At 62.3% G+C, this 20,339-nt stretch carries 16 protein-coding genes; 11 read left to right on the forward strand and 5 right to left on the reverse strand.

Going from position 1 to position 20,339, the window contains the following annotated elements:
- Positions 1-45: 45 nt before the first annotated feature.
- Positions 46-954, forward strand: a complete 909-nt coding sequence (locus BLP99_RS24235) for a LysR family transcriptional regulator (protein ID WP_072391011.1) — start codon at positions 46-48, stop codon at positions 952-954.
- 3 nt (positions 955-957) lie between these two features.
- Here BLP99_RS24235 and BLP99_RS24240 read toward each other — a convergent pair whose 3' ends face one another.
- A complete protein-coding gene (locus BLP99_RS24240) occupies positions 958-1,212 on the reverse strand; it encodes a hypothetical protein (RefSeq protein WP_072391008.1) in 255 nt (84 codons plus the stop codon).
- A 145-nt stretch (positions 1,213-1,357) separates the two neighbouring features.
- On the opposite strand from BLP99_RS24240, the gene BLP99_RS24245 reads away from it, so the two are divergent.
- Positions 1,358-1,675, forward strand: coding sequence for an ElaB/YgaM/YqjD family protein (locus BLP99_RS24245; protein WP_072391006.1), 318 nt, complete (start codon positions 1,358-1,360; stop codon positions 1,673-1,675).
- Positions 1,676-1,738: 63 nt separating this feature from the next.
- Here the strand turns inward: BLP99_RS24245 and BLP99_RS24250 are convergent, their stop codons facing one another.
- A complete protein-coding gene (locus tag BLP99_RS24250) occupies positions 1,739-2,770 on the reverse strand; it encodes an Ldh family oxidoreductase (RefSeq protein ID WP_072391003.1) in 1,032 nt (343 codons plus the stop codon).
- 229 nt (positions 2,771-2,999) lie between these two features.
- Between BLP99_RS24250 and BLP99_RS24255 the strand changes: the two genes are divergently transcribed.
- The gene (locus tag BLP99_RS24255) at positions 3,000-7,829 is read left to right on the forward strand and encodes a dermonecrotic toxin domain-containing protein (RefSeq protein ID WP_092181967.1); all 4,830 of its coding nucleotides are present in this window, start codon (positions 3,000-3,002) and stop codon (positions 7,827-7,829) included.
- A gap of 191 nt (positions 7,830-8,020) precedes the next feature.
- Positions 8,021-9,049 carry a FecR family protein gene (locus BLP99_RS24260; protein WP_072459229.1) on the forward strand — a complete coding sequence of 343 codons (1,029 nt, stop codon included), beginning with the start codon at positions 8,021-8,023 and terminating at the stop codon, positions 9,047-9,049.
- Between the two features lie 66 nt (positions 9,050-9,115).
- Here BLP99_RS24260 and pvdQ read toward each other — a convergent pair whose 3' ends face one another.
- Positions 9,116-11,470: a bifunctional acylase PvdQ gene (pvdQ, locus tag BLP99_RS24265; protein ID WP_334223617.1), complete on the reverse strand. Its 2,355-nt coding sequence runs from the start codon at positions 11,468-11,470 to the stop codon at positions 9,116-9,118.
- A 297-nt stretch (positions 11,471-11,767) separates the two neighbouring features.
- On the opposite strand from pvdQ, the gene BLP99_RS24270 reads away from it, so the two are divergent.
- Positions 11,768-12,148, forward strand: coding sequence for a fe2+ zn2+ uptake regulation protein (locus BLP99_RS24270; RefSeq protein WP_072459230.1), 381 nt, complete (start codon positions 11,768-11,770; stop codon positions 12,146-12,148).
- Positions 12,149-12,171: 23 nt separating this feature from the next.
- On the opposite strand, the gene BLP99_RS24275 is transcribed toward BLP99_RS24270, so the two are convergent.
- Positions 12,172-12,360 carry a hypothetical protein gene (locus tag BLP99_RS24275; protein ID WP_092181970.1) on the reverse strand — a complete coding sequence of 63 codons (189 nt, stop codon included), beginning with the start codon at positions 12,358-12,360 and terminating at the stop codon, positions 12,172-12,174.
- Positions 12,361-12,510: 150 nt separating this feature from the next.
- Between BLP99_RS24275 and BLP99_RS26470 the strand changes: the two genes are divergently transcribed.
- From BLP99_RS26470 to BLP99_RS24300, 6 genes are all read left to right on the forward strand, one after another.
- Positions 12,511-12,648: a hypothetical protein gene (locus tag BLP99_RS26470; protein WP_176776526.1), complete on the forward strand. Its 138-nt coding sequence runs from the start codon at positions 12,511-12,513 to the stop codon at positions 12,646-12,648.
- Positions 12,649-12,878: 230 nt separating this feature from the next.
- Positions 12,879-14,105: an MdfA family multidrug efflux MFS transporter gene (locus BLP99_RS24280; protein ID WP_072390991.1), complete on the forward strand. Its 1,227-nt coding sequence runs from the start codon at positions 12,879-12,881 to the stop codon at positions 14,103-14,105.
- A gap of 22 nt (positions 14,106-14,127) precedes the next feature.
- Positions 14,128-15,255: a LuxE/PaaK family acyltransferase gene (locus BLP99_RS24285; protein ID WP_072431130.1), complete on the forward strand. Its 1,128-nt coding sequence runs from the start codon at positions 14,128-14,130 to the stop codon at positions 15,253-15,255.
- A 1-nt stretch (position 15,256) separates the two neighbouring features.
- Positions 15,257-17,668, forward strand: a complete 2,412-nt coding sequence (locus tag BLP99_RS24290; protein ID WP_092181973.1) for an acyl-CoA reductase — start codon at positions 15,257-15,259, stop codon at positions 17,666-17,668.
- 48 nt (positions 17,669-17,716) lie between these two features.
- Positions 17,717-18,985, forward strand: a complete 1,269-nt coding sequence (locus BLP99_RS24295) for a phenylacetate--CoA ligase family protein (protein WP_092181976.1) — start codon at positions 17,717-17,719, stop codon at positions 18,983-18,985.
- The gene (locus tag BLP99_RS24300) at positions 18,982-19,926 is read left to right on the forward strand and encodes a GNAT family N-acetyltransferase (RefSeq protein WP_092181979.1); all 945 of its coding nucleotides are present in this window, start codon (positions 18,982-18,984) and stop codon (positions 19,924-19,926) included. Before BLP99_RS24295 ends, BLP99_RS24300 begins: the two co-directional genes overlap by 4 nt.
- 70 nt (positions 19,927-19,996) lie before the next feature.
- On the opposite strand, the gene BLP99_RS24305 is transcribed toward BLP99_RS24300, so the two are convergent.
- Positions 19,997-20,339, reverse strand: a 343-nt coding sequence (locus BLP99_RS24305) for a metallophosphoesterase family protein (protein WP_092181982.1), incomplete at its 5' end; no start/stop codon positions are given.

Raw genomic sequence — 20,339 nt, forward strand, 5'->3', positions numbered from 1 at the left:
AGCGTCGACCGATCATGAATAAAGCCCTGATCACTGCTAAATGATATGAGCCAAATGAATATCGCCGATATCGACCTCAACCTGCTCAAGACCTTCGAAGCCCTGCACGACGAATCCAGCGCCAGCCGCGCCGCGCTGCGCCTGGGCGTGACCCAGTCGGCCATCAGCGCCGCCCTGCGCAGGCTGCGCAGCCTGTATGACGATCAGTTATTCGTGCGCACCGGTCGCGGCCTGGCACCGACACTGCGGGCCGATCAATTGAAGCCGGTGATCAGCGACGCATTGAACAAATGCCGCCAGAGCCTGGCGATGATCGATCCGGATGCCAGCCATTACCAGGGGCGCTCGGTCATCGTCGGCCTGTCCGACGACTTCGAGATCGCCTATGGACGGCGCTTGATCGAGGAAGTGGCGCAACGTGCACCAGGGTTGAGGTTGATCTTCCGCCAGACCCATAGCCAGATCGTCGGCCGTGATCTGATGGAGCGCCATTTTGACCTGGCGATCACCGCCGGAGGTTTCGCGCAGCGGCTGCTCAGTCGACGGGTCCTGGGTGAAGGGGACTACGCGTGCCTCGTCGATCAGGCCAGCCTGAAGGAAGGCCAGGCGCACCTTGCGCTGGAAAGCTTCGTGGCGCGGGAACATCTGCTGGTATCTTCCGGTGGGTTCATCGGCATCACCGACGAGGGGCTGGCCGGGCTCGGCCTGAGCCGGAGGGTCTGCGCCTCCACCACGCATTTTGCCGCCCTGCCATTCCTGCTCAGGGGCAGCCAGGCCGTGGCGACCATTCCGACACATGCGGCCCGGGCCATTGCGTCCCTCAGCGGCCTGGCGCTGTTACCCTGCCCCCTTGCCTTGCCGCGCTACCCTATCGAACTGGGCTGGCGAACCCACGCGCAGATGGATCCGGCCGTGATCAAGGTTCGCGAGGCCATCCTGGCGACCTTCAAATGAGGTTCATTTATTGGCCGCCATCAGGCGATTGACTTCACTGCGCACCATGTTGGCGTACTCAGGGGGCGACATGCCATCCAGCTCCGCCCGCACCCACTCGGCCCACTTGCCCTTGCGCTTGGAGCGCTCGCCGAACAGGCGGGCCGCTTCGCCCTTGGCCTTGCCCAGGTTGTTCTGCCACAGTTCGAACAGTCGGGATTTTTCGTCTTCCAGCGCAGCGCGCTCGGCCAGGGGCTTGTCAGCGAGATTGAAGCTCATGGAAATTACCTGTTGCGTAAATAGGCGACATCTTACACCTTGCAAGGAAACGTCTTAACACCCATTTTGGCTGTGCGGCGCTTGCAACTTTCCCCCAGGCGCGGCACTCCACTGTTCACTGCCATCATCTGCAAGGAGTCATTCAATGCCCCGTAAAAGCCCAGAGCAAGCGAACGGAGAGCAAATCAAGGACCAGGCCTTCAGCGAATTGAAGGCCTTGATTGAAGAATCGGAAAAACTGCTCAAGAGCAGCGCTTCACTGGTGGGCGAAGATGCCGAAAACCTGCGGGGGCAGATCGCCCATAAACTGCAACAGGCCCTGGACTCCCTCGCCAGCGCACGGGATCGCACCCGCCCCATGGTGGACGCCACCGAGACCTACATTGGTGGCCACCCCTGGCAAACCGTGGCGATTTCCGCCGGTTTCGGGCTGGTGGTGGGCTTGCTGCTGGGACGACGCTAAGCCTGCCCGTGGCAAGGGGCTTCCCCCTTGCCGCGCTGAGTCCGACACCCGCCCAGACGGGCCTTACACGCCGGCCAATTCCCGCAACTGCGCCAGTGTCTGTTCCTCCAGCACAATCCCTCGCTCGCTGGATTGACGGCGCTCGCGATGCCGGCGATCCCCCGGCAACCGTTGCAACCCCACCCCCTGCATTTGCCTGACCAGTTCCTGGCTGCGCTCGGCGAAATCCTGCCCGGCGGCCTTGCTCGGGTCGATCACGATCAGCAACTGGCCGGTCCATGGCGTCTTGGCACCGGGATGATTGCTCCAGTCGAACTCGAAGGAAAAATGCCCCCCCGTCAGGGCCGCCGCCAGCAACTCCACCATCATCGACAAGGCCGACCCCTTGTGCCCGCCAAACGGCAGGAGTGCCCCGCCATCCAGGATTGCCTTGGGATCGCAGGTCGGCTGACCCAGACTGTCCACCCCCATGCCCGGGGGCAACAGTTCGCCCTTGCGCGCGGCAATCTGCACATCGCCATGGGCGATGGCGCTGGTCGCCAGGTCGAAGACAATCGGCTCCCCGTCAGCCCGTGGCGCGGCAAAAGCGATGGGGTTGGTGCCGAACAGCGGGCGCTGTGCGCCATGGGGCACGACACACGTCATGCTGTTGACCACACTCAAGGCCACCAGCCCTTCATAGGCGAACGGCTCGACATCCGGCCAGAGGGCGGCGAAGTGGTGAGAGTTACGGATAGCCAGCACCGCAATGCCGGCGCTGCGGGCCTTCTGCACCAGTAGCGCACGCGCGGCAGCCAGGGCCGGCTGGGCGAATCCGTTGCCGGCGTCCACCCGCACGAACCCCGAGGCAACATCTTCGACCACCGGCACGGCCTGGCCGTCGACCCAACCGCTATCGAGGGTCGAGACGTAACCGGGGATGCGAAACACCCCATGGCTGTGAGCTCCGTCGCGCTCGGCGCCGGCGCAGTTTTCAGCCAGGATCCGGGCAACGTCGGCCGAGGTGCCGTGTCGCAGGAAAATCTTCTCCAGCAAACCCGCCAGGGCATCGAAGGACAAGGCGCCGGAACCGGCGTGTTCGGATAGCGCAGACATCTGAAGCTCCAGAATGATTGTTGGAGGTAGCAACAGCGTAAGACAAACCAGCGCGCCGATTAAACACCGCTTCATGAGCGCGCTGTCAACCTTTGCGCCGGCGCCTGAGCCTGACAGGCACCGGGGGCCTGGCGTGCGGTAACTATCTACCACCTTCGCCCTTCCATGGCGTCCTAGCCTGAGCGCTTCATCCACGGCTGCCTCGCGGCGCCTTGATCGAGAAGCGACGATGACCGAGACCACCCCACTGCTGTTTTCCCACGTGCTGGATGCCAGGCGCCTGGACGAACTGAGCGCACCCCACGGATTGACGCAAGCGGACCTCGACTGGTTGCATCACGCTGCACTGCCCAACCACTCGCTACGTGCAGCGCAGACACCGCCGATGTCTGTCGAAACCATCCTGTTCGAAGCGACCGGCCGAACCCCGATTCCCCTGGCCGGCTGCCTTAGCCTGACGGCCTCGCCAGCAACCGGCGCTTCGCAGGCTTGGCCTGCGTTTCTCTATACACCACAAGGTGGCATCAGAAAGTTCGCCAGCCGCCGAGCCCTCGAAACAAAGATCGAGCACATGCTGGCGAGCCCCGTCGAACGTGACGATCTGTTTCAACTGCTCTCGATTTCACAACGGGCCGAACTGAACGGCTCCCCCGGCATCCGACAGACCCGCTCGCTCATCGAGGGCGATGTCTTCGAAGCCCTGGTCGCAAGCATCGAGCATGCACAGAGCCTCAATGCCCGGACAATGGTGGACGAACTGATGAAACTGCCTTCGTTGCAGGCGATGCTCGACCAGGTATTGAACGAAGCGGCGTCGAACTTCGACCACAGGCAGGGACGCGTGGCGATCAGCACCTATGCCGGCGCCGGGAGCCCGACAGCCGGCCGGGTCATCAACACCATGTCCCTGGCTGACGCGGTCCTGGTCTATTTCCACCACCAGGGACGACCCAGCGGACATGACGTGGAATTCATCCATCCGGGGATCACCCCATCATCCGGGAACGCCCGGCAGTGGGAAAACCTGCTGAAGGTCGCCGCTGGACACCTGATCCCACGGCTCATCCAGTGCATCGAGGGTTACTGGGACGCCACCGGCCCCTTTCATATTTCACGCCGCAAGCTTCTCTCGCAGGTGCTCAGCGACACGTTGCGGGCGAACATCCTGATCCAGCGGGAACAGAGGCAACTGACGCATGCACAGAGCCGGGAGCTGTTCCGAGTCCTCGGGCCGTCCGGTCGGGATGAAACGCTTCTGTTCATCGAAACGGTGCGACTCTGGGAATACGAACCGCTCTACGTGGAGCTCGCCGGCTCGTTGATGATCAGCGGCAAGGGGCACTACCTCTACACGCCCAGCCACGGCCTCCAGAAAGTCGACGACTATCTGAGCTTCAAGCAGACATTGCTCGGCACTCCGACCCGGGCCACGCGAAAAGAAGCCCTCTACGGCCTTCTGAGCCTGGAAGAGCGCAACCGCTTCCTACGCCTCGACGAGCCAAAGGTGTCGGGGCACCCCGTGGCCTTGCCGGTGTTCGAGTCCCTGGCCAACACCATCATCGGCAAGCAGACCAGCAACCTTCATTACGCCTTGGAGATGTCTCGCCAGGGCAAGGTCGACCTTCACGCCCTCGTCGACAAGGCGCTGGACATACGCACCTTGATCGACAAAAGCCTGTTGAAGCAGGGGATCCAGGGCCATTGGGGTGCCCAACCGGTGTTTTACGGAGACTTGCGCCCTTCCAACTTCATGGCCGACCAACTGGAAAGGAAGATCAAGAGCTATGCCAGCGTCGAAGAGGCGTTCACCACGCTGTTCGCCCGAGTGCCGATGTCCAGTCCCCACGAGTTTTCCAAGGACCTGAGAGCGCTGCTGCCAAAGCTCACCAACGTTTTTTCCCTGGGAATACGTGCCGAAGCCGAACTCAGGGAGCTGGACGGAACCCTGCCGCCAGCCGCCCACGACCTCATCAGGACCGTGTTCGCCTACGACCCCGATTTTCCCGACCGCACCCAACGCATGGGGGTCAAGGGCTTCCGGCCGGACGTCTATTCGCTGAGGCTCACCTGTACCGACGAAACCCGAACGGTCCACCTTTGCCTCGCCAACTGTTTTTTCCTCACCGAGCGCGGCGGGCTGGATACGCCCTATTCAGGCCTGGGTATTCTGTGGACGCCTTCGGACGGCCTGCAGGTCTTTTCTTCCGTGGAGATGGCCGCCGGGCAATTGAACCGCTACCTGCTCGACCCTCGAAGACGTTTCAGCCTGCTGGAAAACCTGCCCGCTGCCCAACGCAAGCCCCACGGGCATTACCGGCTCGAGGCATTCGAGCTGATCGAAGACAACGTCCTGTCGAACCGGATGAGTTCCTTCATCGATCTTTTCGAAGCCGAACACCGGTACCTGAGCAGTCTGAAAATCGGCCCATGGAAACTGAGCGGGATGGCCTTGGCGAAAAGCCTCGAGGCGCTGCAGAACAAAGGCGCCCCGACCAATCTGCCGCGTGCGATGCGCATCGCCCAGGCGAACCGGTGGCGGCAGAAACTGCCCGCCTGGCTCGGCACGGCCGCCCTGGAAGATCAACGCTTGCATATCGATCTGCTCGACCAATACAAGAGCAGCGTGGCCGACGGCAAGGACTACCTGGACGGTATCGAGCCGCTTCGCACCTATGTCGGTAAAAAGCTCAAGGCATTACTGGATGCACGCCTTGGCGAAAAGGATCTCGACCCGGCCAGCATCCTGATCACGCCGAACCTCGCATTGGCCGGTCCTCCCGCTTCCTTGATCGATTTCGCCTTGAACCATGTCGAGTTCACCCAGAAGACCGGCTTGCATGTCTCCTCCACGTCCGGAAAAAAACTGCCGGACAGTCTGAACGAAGCCACTGTGAAGCAGATGCTGCTGTCCCTGGATATCTCCACTTCGTATAAAAAACACGTCAGGGACAAGCTCTCCGGCACGGGAGCGGACGCAGAAGCGAGAAAGCAGCGTTTTCGCCGCCAGTTGCCCTGGCAACTGTTGCAGCATGCCCACGCACGGCACCTGCAACAGTACCTGTCGGCCACGGCATTCGACTTGATTCGCCAGGTCCTGGATATGCCGGACGGCATCGCGCGCCAGGCAGTGAAAGGTGCCAGCGCCCTGATCCGTCCACTGGAACTGATAACGACCGGCGGCGCCGCGGCGGTCAAGACACTGGGACTCTACCTGATCGGATCGAGCACCGACGCGACGGCTCCTCATGTGCTGTATGCGCCCTACCGCGCGGGGCCGAACCTCATCGAATTCAAGGACGAGGCCAGCCTCATCGCTGCGCTCAACCTGCCCGGGGCGCTTCAGGATCTGCTGATCAGCCGGCTCCCCACGACCCATCAGGGGCTGTTCCGGAACCTGTTCGTGTCCACCCTTGGAAAACTGTCGGACATCACCCTGGCCTCGAACCCGATTCAGACGAACCTGCTCGACACGCTGTTCAACGATAACCTGGACCTGCTATCGGACCTGTTGAGCACCCAGACCGACCGCAAACGCCAGTTCGACTGGCAAACGGTCCTGCATCTGTTCAGCACCGGGGTCAGGTTTGCGGGACGCCAGCTACCGGGCAAATTGACGTTTTTCGAGACCCTTTGGGAAAGCTACCAGGACTTCAAGGCCTCTGCCGAAGCGCTGCGACAGCATGACTGGAAAACCGGCTTGCATGACTTCATCGCCGGCGCCGCGGAAATGGTCTCGCTGGGCATGCTCAATCGCGACGATACGTTCGGCCTGCTCGCCCCCGCCAGCCCAGCAACGCAGGTGTCCCGGACGACGACCGAAATGAGCTGGAAAGATATCGCGTCCACGGCACCGACCCGTACCAACCTGCACGCCTTCGAAGCCACGGATGCCAGCCTTTTCGACCTGCACGCAAACCTGGCCGACGGCACCTACGGCGCAGCGGGATCCGGCAAGCTCTATGCGAGCGTGGCCGGCAGGGTCTTCCAGGTCGCCAAAGCGAACCAGGTATGGCGTGTCGTCCATGCCCATGGCGAAGGACCGATACTGGCTCGATCGTCCGACGACCAGCAGTGGGCGATCGATCCGCAGCGACACACCATTCGCTACGGCAAGGTCATGTCCACGCTCGCCAATTCCTACAGTGACTACCAGGCCGGCGCCTCGTTGAACATCGAAGCCCGGGGCATGGCTGAAATACGCAGGAAATACCCCCACCATGCCAATGCCATCGTCCAGGCCCTGGAGACAGCCAGGTTCTACTCGATCAACGCCCTCCATAACCTGGAGCACGCCAGGCAGCAACGTGCGCCGGCCTCTCGACTGGAAACGTTTCTCCAGACGTTCCTGGGCGTGGAACACGTCGATGCCGGCCTGATCGAGAAGGTCCACACGGCGATTGCGCCGATCTGCCGGGCACTGGCCGATCCTTCATGGGAAGCGCAGAACGCCAAGCGCATCGTCATCGGCAATCTCAAGGATATAAACGATATCGCCACAGCATTTGTCGTGGAACCCAACGCCAAGGGACGGATTTACCTCACGCAGCTGTTCTTTGAAATAGGCCTGGACCGATACCAGGAGCTTGTGCCGCAATCATTCAATGTCGACGCCCATGCCCAGGGGGCGACACTTATCCATGAATTGACCCACCAGTTGTTCGACACGTACGACATCGTTTACCTGGATGCTTCATTGCCCTTCTTCGACCTCATTTCCCAAGACACCGAATTCGGACGACGCAAGTCGGGGGAGTTGAAAGAGCAACAACTCAAAGGGTTTTCGCTGGGTACGCCGCGATCGAAACTGTTCATGGCCTGGGACCATCGGGCCAGGATGCTCAAGAGCCTGGAACAGATACGTCAATTCAAGGACATGACCAGGGAAATACTGAAAATCACGGGGGCTACCAGCATCAGCGAAGCACGGGATATTTTCCTCGACCCCGCTTCGGCCGATAAACGCATCGACCTGATCCTTCGAAACGCCGACTCCATGACCTTGCTGATTTGCATGCTGGGACGCCAGCTCGACGCCGTGCTGCCCGCCGCTGGCTCTTGAGTGGCTATTCTTCTGCCATGCGCGACCCGTTGATCTTTTTTTCACCCGGCCCATGGGATGCTAGGGCGCAGCCATACGGGTGCAAGCACCTTTGGCGGAAAAAAACCGGCCTATTTGACATGTTATCGCCATGACGGCAGTTCTCGACAGCTCATGCCGAAGGTTAGAATGCGGCAAACCAGGAAGAGTCAATGACCGAACATACACTCTCGGAAGCCGAATACGACGCCATTACCGATGCGGCCGCGCACTGGTGCATGCGTATGCATGCTGCCGACTGTAGCGATGCCGAACGGCTGGCCTTCAAGCAGTGGCACGATGCCGATCCCCTGCATGCGTTCGAATACGCCGCCATGCTGGAGATCTGGGACGTCGCCGATCACTTGCCGCGCGTCGAACCCGCGCCGCCGGTCCCGGTGTCTCGTCCCCGGCCGCGGGCGCGCTGGCGTCCCCTGGCCGCTGCCGCCGCGGTGCTGGTGCTGGGGCTGCCACTGGCGGCCTATACGGGCTGGAACCTGGGCTGGCTGGCCAATTCCTACGAGCGCTTCGAAGCCGACGCAAGCGTACGGCGCATCATCCTGGGCGATGGCAGCCAGGTAGAACTCAACCTGGGCAGCGAGCTGGTATTCGCCAATTACAAGAATGAGCGTCGCGCGACCCTGAAAAAGGGCGAGGCGTTTTTCGAAGTCAGCCACGATACCCGGCACCCGTTCATCGTTCGGGCCGGCCAGGGCCAGGTACGGGTGACCGGGACCCGCTTCAACGTCTGGATGTATCAGGACCAGGTGCGCGTCACGCTGGTGGAAGGCTCGGTACTGGTCGCCAGCAACCATGCACTGACGCAAAACGGCTCGCGCCTGACACCCGGCATGCAGGCGAGCTACAAGGCCGGCGATTTCCAGCCGCAGGTCCGCGAAACGCCTGCCGATGACAGCTCACTGGCATGGCGCAGCGGCAAGCTGGTGCTGGATAACCTGACCCTCACCGATGCGCTGCCGCTGATCAACCGCTACCTCGACCGTCCCGTCATGCTGGCCGACAACAACACCGGCGCCCTGCGCATCGGCGGTATCTACAACGTCAGTGAAGTGAAGAACCTGGTGCCGTCGTTGCCAAAAGTACTGCCGGTCTACCTGACGCAGAACAAGGACGGCAACCCGGTGCTCAATGCCGTCGGCCAGAGGCCGACCAGCACTCAGAAAACTGCTCCCCGTCAATGACAAAGGGCCTGCGATGGCGTCGGCGTCGGCGTTGACGCTATCGCAGGCTGTCTTGCGGCTCCAGGCTTATTGCGTGGCCACCCTGCCGGCCTCATCGCGCTCACGAATGATCAGCGCCTGGTAGTGGGGATCGGCCTTGATCTGCTGTTCGGTGAATGGCAGCACGCTCCAGCGTTTCTTCGAGAACGCCTCGGTCTGGTCCGCCGAATGAGGGGATGCCGGGTCGCTGGAAATGGAGAATGCCAACAGCCCTTGTGCCTGGGGCCCCTTGCTGTCGAATGTCACCACTTGCAGGTAACTGGTGCCGCTGACCACTTCGCGCTTGCCGTTTGCCCCCGGCACACTCTGAATCGCATTGTAGATCCCCAGCTCCCCAGGCCCGCCGTGGATCGGTGTCTGCCGGCCACCGCTGCTGGCGACCTGAAGATCCTGCCAGCGGCTGGAGGATGGCAGCCCGGCGGCCTTCACCGCCTCCACCGAGGCGACCATGGCCTGGCGCACTGCCTCGCTGACTGCCGGCTTCTCGACAGCCAGGCCTCGTGGCGTATGTTGTGGGTCCTTTGGGTCGAAGGCCACGCGCCAGGCATCAGGCACGGCCTGCAGCCGCTCCATGATGCGCTGGAAATGAACGAACCCCAATCCGCTGTCCAGGCCAGCAGTACGGTCCCACGCCTTCAGGCTGGCACACGCCTGAGCCAGTACCGCTGCAGCGGCGCCCGATTCGGCCGAACAGAACGCCAGCAGGTCTGGCATCACCTGGTCGGCCAGGTAGACCTGGTCGTCCATTACCATGCGCTGCAAGTCCTCCACCTTCACCGGTCCTTGCTGGGCCAGCCTGCCGAGCCGGTCCAGGGCAAAACGCGACCGCTGGCCCAAGGGCTGGCCTTGCTGGCTGATCAAGGGCGAATAGCCGGACAATGGTTGTGACGGGTTGACCATCCAGGCCGAATCGTTGGAATTCTGCACAAAGTCGCGGCGCAACAGTTGCGGAAGTTTTTCGGCGGCGTAGATGCCTTTCTGCGCAGCTTTCGGGTCCACATCCCAGGCGCATTCGCTACGCGAGCCGTCCAGGACGATCAACTTCTGCCCGGCCCGCGGGTCGCTGCAGCGGGCCAGTTTATCGGCCCCCACGTTCGGCACCACCGACAGGTTCATGTACAGGCTCTGCCCCTGGTCATCCACCGCCAGGGTGTTGACCCACGGAATGCCCTGGATCTCATGCACGGTATTCTGGAAATCCTCGAGGGTGACAGCCCGGTTCATGGCGTACCACTGGGCCAGCACCCGATCGTTTTCCAGGTTGGCATCCCGCAGGCTGTAGGCAAACTGGCCGTCCCAGTCCAACCGTCCGGGCCACTGCACCACCGGCCCGAACCGGGAGCCGTAGACCACCCGCGAAATCGACTTCACCTGGCCGTCGGGCTGCCTGATTTCCACCGTGACCGTCTGCTGGCTCATCGGTACGGACTCACCATCGATCAGGTAACGGGTCGGGTCCTTGGGATCGAGCTGCAGGCGGTACAGGGTGAAATGCTTGGAAGTGTCGACAGTGTGGGTCCAGGCCAGATGCTGGCTGAAACCGATGTTGATCACCGGCAGCCCCGGCAACGCGGCGCCCATGACATCCAGCTTGCCCGGGATGGTCAGGTGCATCTGATAGAAGCGCATGCCCCCCAGCCAGGGAAAATGCGGATTGGCCAGCAGCATGCCGCGTCCGTTGAAGGAACGTTCACTGCCGATGGCCAGCCCGTTGCTGCCGCGCTCCAGGGCGAAGCGCTGCTGTCGGTCGGCGGCGACCACGAAATCCGCCACCGGCACGCCGGCGTCCGCCGAAGCCCTGGGCGGCTGCGCACCGGCCAGGGCTTCGGCGAACTGGCCAACGCCGCCTTCCACCAGCAGACGACGGGTCAACTTGACCAGGTCCAGCGCGGTGATCGGTCGTACCCATTCGCTCGCGCATTGCTCAGGCAGCCCTTTGGCCCGGCGCTCGGACAAGGCACGGTTGTAGCCCACCGCATACCCCTCGACCAGCTGTTTCACCTCGGGCGTCTGTGCCTGCCAGAAACCGGAGACCGCCTGGGGGGTGTTGAGCCAGCTGAAAAACAGGTCGCTGGCGGTGTTTTTCCGCTGTTCGACCGTGACCTGGTCGGGCCCGAAATACCGCGAGCGCTGGCCATTGACCGTGACGATTTCATTGGCGAGCAGGCAGAGATTGTCCTGGGCGTAGGCATAACCAATGCCATAACCCAGGCCACGCTCATTCTCGGCACGGATATGCGGCACGCCAAACTGGGTACGACGGATCTCGGCGCTGGCCTGTTGCGCATCGCCCTGGGCGCTGGCAACGGCGGCAAGCCCCAGCCCCATGCCCAGAACCGCGCCTGTGAGGCAAAACCTCGATAACTGCCCGGATATCTTCACGTTCACTCCTGATCGAAAACCTTGAAAAACCGGGACGGCTACTGAAAGGACAGCAGGAAAAACGTCATATCCGGCCTGGAAATCACATCCCTCGGGCATGAAGCCGGGAACGCGCCTTCCTTGGAAACGAACCGGATAAAAAAAAATTAATGACCAGCCAGAGGCCTGATCACGGGGCTTGCACGACATTGCCGCATTTTTTTACAACCGCGCCTTCATGATTGGCCGCTCTCGTTCGTCCTATCAGGAGAGTATTTGCAATCTTTTCTTCTGTTCAGGCTGGTAAGGAGTTTCTGCATGCATAACGCGCAACTGCCCAGGGAGGGTAAGCCGGGGTCAACCGGCATCGCGATAAAGACCCCCGACAACGTGTTCGCCAGGCCAACGGAACGCGGCAGCAATGAGCACATCAGGCGCCTGCTCAAGAGCTTCGGGCTCAGAACCAGCCTGATTCGCCTCAAGGTCATCGATGCGCTGCTGACGGCGGCAGAGGAAAACCGCAGCCTGGGTGTACGAGGGGTACACAGCCAGTTGGTGGGGCTGGACATTCCGTTGTCCTTCCTCAGCGTACGCGAGGTCTTGAAGCGCTTGTGCAGCGAGGGGGTACTGACACTCAACCCCGACAAGAGCTATAGCCTGCACCACAGGGCAATGGCTGCGCTCGAGGCTGGCGACTGACGCCAGGCGCTCCCTGCGAGGCGCTAGGGCTTGACCTTGCGTCGCATCACCCCGTTGATCACGACGACGATGACCGCCACGGCAATGGCGATGTATTGGAACAGCTGTTCGCTGATCATGCCTTTGTTCTGCATCCAGGACAGCCCGAGCATGATTGCCAGGACCGCGAGGACGATCAGGATCGAGTATTTCAAGCGTTGCGAATGAGTCATTGCCAGTTCCTGAATGTATCCGTTCTGTATCCGTCTGCTTGCCAGGTGCCTACCCGATTCCAGGGACAAGGGGCAGCACACGGGGTCCCATGGTACAGCCGAAGGCGCGTTTGCACGCAACCCGGTGCTGTTCATCATGAGGATTTATTTATGTTTCGTCGTATAACCCTGCTGCTCGCACCGTCGTCCACCCTGATGCTGGGCGGCTGCCTGTTCTTTCCTCACGACCGGGGTCATGGCGATGGGCCAGGGCGCCACGGCGGTCCAGGCTTCGACCCACACCGTTGACTGACGTGGCTGAATCGTCAGAAACCGACGGGCCGCCTGCCAGGCCAGCGGCATCAGACTGATTACCCAAAGCAGGAACAAATGCCCACACGGCAGGGCATTTGTTCGTACAACTTTAAGTCAGGTTTCCTCCGCAAACTAAGGGCAACGCTTATTTCGGCCCTGAAACCCGCCCACGTATTCTCGAATAAGAGGCACTTACCTCCTTATTGAAAATAACGTTGGAAACCATGCAAAACTTGCTGACAACTTCCTCACCCAATCGATTGACAGGTTTTTGCCTGGCTATCGCGCTTTTCGAACTCCTCACCTACATGGCCAGTGACCTGGTCATGCCCGCCATGCCTGCAGTCACCGAAGAGCTCGGTGCAACTGCGGACCAGATACCCTATGCCTTCAACCTCTACCTGCTGGGCGGCGTCATGCTGCCCTGGCTGATCGGCCCCCTGTCGGATCGCCATGGGCGGCGCCCCTTCATGCTCGCCGGCTGTGCCGGCTTCGTGCTGGCGTGCGCGGCAATTACCCAGGTCACCCACATGCCGGGGTTCAATGGCCTTCGCCTGATCCAGGGCATGGGCCTGGGCTTCGTGATTGCCGTCAGCTATCCCGCCATACAGGAAATGTTCAGCGAATCGGACGCCGTGAAGGTCATGGCGCTACTGGGCAACCTCGCCCTTCTCTCTCCCTTGCTGGGCCCTTTGCTGGGGGGGCTGATGCTGCAATGGCTGTCCTGGCGCGAGCTGTTCCTGCTGCTGGCCGGCCTGGGGGCGATGAGCTGGCTGGCCTTGTGGGGGTTCATGCCGCACAAACCCGGACCGGCTTATCGCCAGTCGGCGTCCGAGCCCTTCGAGCTACCCAGGCTGCTCAAGCGTTATGGCGCCTTGCTGGGCCATGTCGGTTTCCTCTCTGCCAGCGTGGCGCTGGGCCTGATGAGCCTGCCCCTGATTGCCTGGATAGGCCTGTCGCCGTTGCTGTTGATCGAGGGCCAGGGCCTTTCTCCGCTGCTGTACGGGCTGTGGCAGGTTCCGGTCTTCACCGCGGTGATCCTCGGCAATCTCCTGCTCAATGGCCTGGTGGAGCGGGCTGGCGTGCGCGGTGTGCTGCGCTACAGCCTCTGGCCCCTGTGTGCAGGCCTGATCGCATTGGTGCTCGCCAGCCGCTTGCCGCTTTCCCTGCCGGTTCTGGTCGGCGCCCTGTCGCTCTATGCCCTCGGGCTGGGCATGGGCAACGCAGCACTGTATCGACTGGCCCTTTACGCCAGCGACGATAGCAAAGGCCTGGTCTCGGCCATGGTCGGGATGATTTCCATCGCGGTGATGAGCTCGGCCGGTTCGCTGCTGGCACTGTTGGGCGCCGGATCAAGCCTGGAATCCTTTGCGCTGAAGACCGGCGTCGCCGGGCTCAGCTGTCTTGTGGTGTTGCGCCTGTTCATGACCCGTCCGGTCACTCAAGCCTGATTTGCCGTCCTGAGGAAATCCAATGATCCATTTCCCCCATGCCGATGCGCTATGCGCATCGCGCCATCCCTATAGCCCCGAATCGATGCCCACCGGACTGTTCGATCGTGCCATGGCAGAGATCAGCCTGTTCCATAGCCACCACACGCCGGGTTATGAAGACTGGCTCAACGCCAACGGCCTTGGCGCCGCAGACCTGGAACATTTGACCGACTGGTCGCGCCTGCCGCCCATCTACGCCAATTACTTCAAGCAGCGACTGCTGCTCAGCCCCACCGCCGGGGATGCCCTGGAACTGACCTCCTCCGGCACCAGTGGGCAGAAAAGCCGCATGCGCTACGACGAACGCAGCATGGCGGCCGCCCAGGGGATGGTGGCGCGGATCTTCGAGCACTACGGCTGGTTCACGCCGGATTCGCCTTGCAATTATCTGTTGCTCGGCCACGAACCCGAACCTGACAATCGCCTGGGCACTGCCTATACCGATCAGTTCCTGTGTCGCTTTGCCCCGGTCAATCGCGTTGCGTATGCGTTGCGGCGCACCGGAAAAGGCCATGAGTTCGATGTCTTTGGCGTCATCCGCGCATTGCAGGAATTCGCCGAGCAGGGCCTGCCGGTCAGGATATTCGGCTTCCCGGCGCTGCTTTGCCATGTACTTGAGCGCATGCGCGAAACCGCCGTCCCGGACCTGAAGCTTGCGCCCGATTCCCTGGTGTTCCTGGGAGGCGGCTGGAAAAAACAGGCCGCCCAGGAGATTCCCCGCCAGCAGGTCTATGAGCACATCCGCCGGCAGTTGGGTATCGACACCCAGCGTTGCCGGGACGGCTATGGCGCGGTCGAACATGCCGTGCCGTACATCGAATGTGCGCACCACCGCTTCCATGTACCGGTGTACTCCAGAGTCTTCGTCCGCCACCCCTCGGATTTCAGCGTCCAGCCATTCGGCGCACCGGGTCTGCTGTCTTTCGTATCGCCCTACATCTCTTCCAGCCCGGCCCATGCCGTGGTGATGAGCGACCTCGCGACCCTGCACCCCGCCGATTGCGAATGCGGCTCGGCTACCCAGTGGTTCGAGCTGCATGGCCGTGCCGGCACCAGCGCCAGCCGAAGCTGTGCCATGGCGGCCGCCGAAATGATCAAGGAGAACTGACATGTACCTCATCAACGGCCAACTGCATGGGGAGCTGCCCCTGGACGAGACGCTGCAGCGGTTGCAGGCACGGCTGCCCGACCTCCTGGCCTCGCCACCCTCGAGCGACAGCGTGCTCGAATGCGCCGAGACGTTCGTAGAAAAGCTGAGCTCTGCCGGTCGAGCCCCATTCCTGACCGAGGATCAGTGCCAGGCGCTGATCGCCTTCTGCAGTCGCGATCACCTGGGCGTGAAGCTGACGCGTGAACTGGGACCGTCCCCTCGCTCGATCAGGCGCATCGACTACAGCGATGGCCCCTTCGAAAGCTGGCAGCCCCTGGGCCTGGTGGTACACGTCACGCCGGGCAACGCACCGCTGCTGGCGTTCTGCGCCGCCCTGGAAAGCCTGCTGGCGGGCAACATCAACTGGATACGTCCAAGCACCCGTGACGAGGGCCTGACGGCGCGGGCGCTCAAGGCCTTCCTCGATTGCGATCCAAGCGGCCGCCTGCGCGAATACCTGGCGGTATTGCCGCTGCCGTACCACGAGAACAAACGTCTCTTCGCCCTGGCGCAAGGCGTCAGCGCGTGGGGTGGAGAAACGGCCCTCAGGGCCATGCGCGAGCAGATCCCCGGCGGGTGCCGCTGGATCGACTGGGGCCATCGCATCAGCTTCGCCTATGTCACGCTCCGCGCCGCCAGCCCACAGGCACTGGACTGCCTGGTGGACGAAATCTGCCGCCTGGATCAGCAAGCCTGCTCCAGCCCGCAATGGCTGCTGGTGGACAGCGATGAACCTGCTGCGTTGCAGGCATTGGGCAATGCGCTCGCCGCTGCGTTCGAACGACGGTCCGGGCGCTGGCCGGCGCTGGCGGTCAGCACCGCGGAGGCCTGCGAGATCACTACCCGGACGGCTCTTGCCCGACTGGACCAGAGCTTCGCGCAAGTCACCGGCCAGGTCTGGGACGGCAGCGGCTGGCGCATTCTGTGGGAACATCATCGCCAGTTGTCGCCATCGCCGCTGTTCCGCACGCTATTGCTGCGCCCCGTGCCTCGGGCGGCATTGATCGAAACCCTGCTGCCCTGGCGCAATGTACTGCAAAGCTGCGCGCTCATGTGTGAAGCGGACCAGGCCGCGGAACTGACCCGCGGCCTGCTAGCCGCTGGCGTAACCCGTGTTTCAGCGACCGCGGCCGTCCAGCAAGGCTATGACGGCGAGCCCCATGACGGCGTCTATGCGCTGCAACGGTTGAGCCGTCGGGTGTCGGTCAGTCTCGAGGCGGATATCGCATCTCATCGGGTCACCCTGGACCGGCCGCCCCCCGCTCTGTCGGTCGACGCCTCGACCCCCATCATGGACAAGGCGGCTTTCGCCGCATTACCCGTCAGTGCCCAGGCACAGCTGTTCTTCCGCTCCGGCGGCAGCAGCGGTGCGCCTGTGCTGGCGTCCTACAGTCATCGCGATTTCGATCGCCACATGCGCGCGGCAGCCGACGGGTTGCGCGCCGCCGGACTCGATCCCGCACGGGACCGTGTCATGAACCTGTTCTACGGGGGCGGCCTCTATGGCGGTTTTTTCAGCTTTTCGAAAATTCTTGAACAGATGAACGTCGTGCACTACCCCATGGGCGCTCCCTCGGACAACGATTTCGATGAAATCGCCCGGTTGATCGTCGCCCATGACGTCAACACCGTGGTGGGCATGCCGAGCACCCTGCACCGCTTGTTCTCCAGCCAGCGGCCCGCGCTCCAGGGTTACGGTGGCGTACGCAAGGTACTGCTCGGTGGCGAGCACCTGGGCCAAGGCAGTCGGCAACTGCTTCAGGACTGCGGCGTCACGAGCATCCGCTCAGCCATCTATGGCACCGTGGATGCCGGCCCACTGGGCCATGCCTGCCTCGCCAGCGACGAGGGTGTCTTCCATCTGATGGCCGACATCCAGCACCTGGAAATCGTCGCCCTGGACCAGGACATCCCGCTAAGGCGTGGGGACACCGGACGGCTGCTGTTCACTTCCCGCCTGCGCCAGGCACAACCCCTTCGCCGCTATGAAGTCGGCGATTGTGGACGCTGGTTGACCACCCCTTGCCCGTGTGGCCTGGAATCGCCCCGGTTCGAATTGCGCCAGCGTCACGGCCGCCTGGTTCGCATCGCCACGGAGTTCATCAATACCCAGGAACTCACCGAACGGGCGCAAGTGGCCATCCAGGTGGTTCTCGATCACGACGCAAGTGGCTGTGAACGCTTGCTGATTCGCGCCGACGGTGATGCCCGGGCGGTCCGCCACAGGGTCCTGGGCCTGCGGCCATTGTCCACCTCGGTCAATGCCGCCCTGCTGGTACTGGAAGTCCAATCCTGTCCGGTCGAGTGCTTCGAACATAACAGGCACAGCGGCAAGGTCCCGCTGGTGATCGACGTCAGAAAACACGGCTGATTGCCTTTTGCCTGTCCGTCACCCCGTGAATTTTTCCAGAGAATCCCGATGAGCATTTCCTTCACGTTTGAACCCTGGCTGGCCCATGTCCGCCAGCATTCAAGGTATTACCAGAGACACCTGGGACATCTACCGTCCCAGGGCTGCGCCTTGCAGGACATACCTGTTGCGGACGTCAACGATTACTGGTCCGACAGCCAGGACCTGGACACCTGGGAGGTACTGACCGATCGGGTACAGGACGCACTGGTCTTCAAGACCGGGGGCACCACCGGCCAGGGGAAACTGTCGGTCTATACCCATCAAGAGTGGCAATGGATGCTCGACTGTTTCGGTCGCAGCCTGTCCACGCAACTCAAGGCAGGGGATCGAGTCGCCAATCTGTTCTTTTCCGGGGACCTGTATGCCAGCTTCCTGTTCATTCACGGCGCCCTGTCTCGCGTTGAAGCAGCCATCACCGAGTTCCCCTTCACCGGCTCGGTCGAACCCGACATCCTGGCGGACGCCATTACCGCGCACCATATCAATGTGCTGGCCGGGGTTCCGGCGCACTTGCTGGCATTCGCCAGCCACCTGAATCAGCAGGGACGGACGTTGCCCCAGGTCACCACGGTGCTGTTCGGTGGAGAGCACCTGTTCGAAGGTCAGCTGCCATCGTTGAGAAGCGCCCTTCCGAAGGCACGCTTCACATCGATCGGTTATGCCAGCGTGGACGCCGGGCTGGTGGGGGCCAGTACCCCGGACTGCAATCCAGGGGAACACCGGGTCTTCGACGAACAGACTCAGGTGGAAATCATCGATGAACTGAGCGGGGATGTCATCGAGGCGTGCGACCGACCCGGTAACCTGGTGGTGACCAACTTCACCCGTACCTTGATGCCGATCCTACGCTACCCGGTAGGCGACCGTGCCTGCTGGCGTGAACCGGTCGGTACGCCGCGCCGCAAGTTCGCGCTTCAGGGACGCAGCAGCCACAGTCAACGGGTACGGGTAGGCGTGCTTTCGCTGTCTGCGCCGCAGATCAATGAAATCATCCAGGGCATGGCCGGTGACGCTCAATGGCAACTGATCATCGAGCAGGTGGCAGGCAACGATCGCGTGGTGCTCAAATGGACCCCCGGCGTTCCCCTTCAAGCATATGAATCATTGTCACTGGCGCTGGAGGCCGCTCTCACCAGGCTGTATCCGGGCATCGAGCGGGTTGGCCTGGAGGTCCGGGCCTGCCATGCACGGGACCTTGAGCGCCATCCCCGCTCCGGCAAGCACCTGCCGGTCATCGATCGGCGATCCTACGGCCCGACGGGCCGCCCCCAATGAGCGCCCTGGTCATCAGGCCGTTCAGGCCTGCGGATGCCGTCGGCACAAGCGAACTGTTCCGCCGGGTGTACGGGTACCACTACGTTTCGCCGGACGTCTACCTGCCCCACATGATCTGCCAACATAACCTGCACCAACGGTGGCATTCCATGGTGGCGGTGCTGGATGAACGTGTCGTCGGCCACGCTGCGCTGTGCCAGGCTGTCCCCCGTCATGAAGATGCGGAACTGGCGCTGATGGCGGTGGATCCCACCCTTCAAGGCAGTCAGATTGCAACCCGCCTGGGTCGGCAGTTACTGGAGCGGTGCCAGGACCTCGGACTCGCCAGGCTGTCGATCAAGCAAGTCACCAGCCATCCCTACAGCCAACGGCTGGCACAACGACTGGGTTTCCATGACACCGGGCTGATGCCCGACCATGTGCCTTCGCCGTTCGACGTTGCCCTGGCCGAAACCGTGGTGGTCGGCTGCCAGATGATCCAGGGCCATCGCCGGCCATTGCCCTCGATCCGATGGCCTGCGACATGCCAATGGTTCATGGCCCCAATGGCATCGCGGTTTGGTGTCACGCTCGATGACGCCCCGTGCTCGGTGCAACCTCTGCAACTCAGGCAGTTGCCGGGGCGGGTCGACGTCGTGGCTGGACACATCGGCCGTCACCTGGCCAGGCAACTGCAACAATTGCCTGCCCACTGGTCCATCTCGGTGAGGCTCAGCCTTCGCCGGCAGTTCAACGACGATTACCGGCGACTGATGGCGGCCGGATTCATCTTCACCGGGCTGATGCCCGGCGAGGCAGATATCAGCTGGCAGGCGCTGTTCCACCGAGGGGCGCTGGCCCGCCGGCTCGACCTGATCTCAGCACCGATGCAACGTTTGCATGAGCAACTACAGGCCCATACCGAGAACTGGAGAGGATCGATAACAAGCTCGGCGGCATGATACCAGCGACCAGCGCGCACCCGTACCAGGGGCAAGGATCGAAGAAGCCTTGATCGCCGCCGCCTCCCGGTCATGGGCCGGGAGGCGGCGGGTCCTCCAGCAAAGTGACGATGCTGGGTTCAATGGCGTTTGCATCCACCTCCAGCAAGGCCAGGGTCACCGGCAACTTGAAACGCCGACGCCCTGCACTGCCCGGATTGAGGTACAGGCGCTCGCCGCGCCAGTCGATGCCGGGCTTATGGGAATGGCCGGTGATCACCAGTTTCACGCGCGGGTCGAGTGAGGCCGGGACATCGGCGATGTCGTGCACCAACAAGACCTGCCACCCGCAGAGGTCGAACTGCAGGCGATCGGCCAGCCGGCCAGCCCAGTCGGCCCCCAGATCGTTGTTACCGCGCACTACCTGCAAAGGG

This window comes from Pseudomonas sp. NFACC32-1 (assembly GCF_900101215.1).
Taxonomy (GTDB): domain Bacteria; phylum Pseudomonadota; class Gammaproteobacteria; order Pseudomonadales; family Pseudomonadaceae; genus Aquipseudomonas.

Bases quoted from the DNA above. Each gene is read 5' to 3' on its own strand.
- BLP99_RS24235 (WP_072391011.1), top strand. From the start codon at position 46: ATGAGCCAAATGAATATCGCCGATATCGACCTCAACCTGCTCAAGACC.
- BLP99_RS24240 (WP_072391008.1), bottom strand. From the start codon at position 1,212: ATGAGCTTCAATCTCGCTGACAAGCCCCTGGCCGAGCGCGCTGCGCTG.
- BLP99_RS24245 (WP_072391006.1), top strand. From the start codon at position 1,358: ATGCCCCGTAAAAGCCCAGAGCAAGCGAACGGAGAGCAAATCAAGGAC.
- BLP99_RS24250 (WP_072391003.1), bottom strand. From the start codon at position 2,770: ATGTCTGCGCTATCCGAACACGCCGGTTCCGGCGCCTTGTCCTTCGAT.
- BLP99_RS24255 (WP_092181967.1), top strand. From the start codon at position 3,000: ATGACCGAGACCACCCCACTGCTGTTTTCCCACGTGCTGGATGCCAGG.
- BLP99_RS24260 (WP_072459229.1), top strand. From the start codon at position 8,021: ATGACCGAACATACACTCTCGGAAGCCGAATACGACGCCATTACCGAT.
- BLP99_RS24270 (WP_072459230.1), top strand. From the start codon at position 11,768: ATGCATAACGCGCAACTGCCCAGGGAGGGTAAGCCGGGGTCAACCGGC.
- BLP99_RS24275 (WP_092181970.1), bottom strand. From the start codon at position 12,360: ATGACTCATTCGCAACGCTTGAAATACTCGATCCTGATCGTCCTCGCG.
- BLP99_RS26470 (WP_176776526.1), top strand. From the start codon at position 12,511: ATGTTTCGTCGTATAACCCTGCTGCTCGCACCGTCGTCCACCCTGATG.
- BLP99_RS24280 (WP_072390991.1), top strand. From the start codon at position 12,879: ATGCAAAACTTGCTGACAACTTCCTCACCCAATCGATTGACAGGTTTT.
- BLP99_RS24285 (WP_072431130.1), top strand. From the start codon at position 14,128: ATGATCCATTTCCCCCATGCCGATGCGCTATGCGCATCGCGCCATCCC.
- BLP99_RS24290 (WP_092181973.1), top strand. From the start codon at position 15,257: ATGTACCTCATCAACGGCCAACTGCATGGGGAGCTGCCCCTGGACGAG.
- BLP99_RS24295 (WP_092181976.1), top strand. From the start codon at position 17,717: ATGAGCATTTCCTTCACGTTTGAACCCTGGCTGGCCCATGTCCGCCAG.
- BLP99_RS24300 (WP_092181979.1), top strand. From the start codon at position 18,982: ATGAGCGCCCTGGTCATCAGGCCGTTCAGGCCTGCGGATGCCGTCGGC.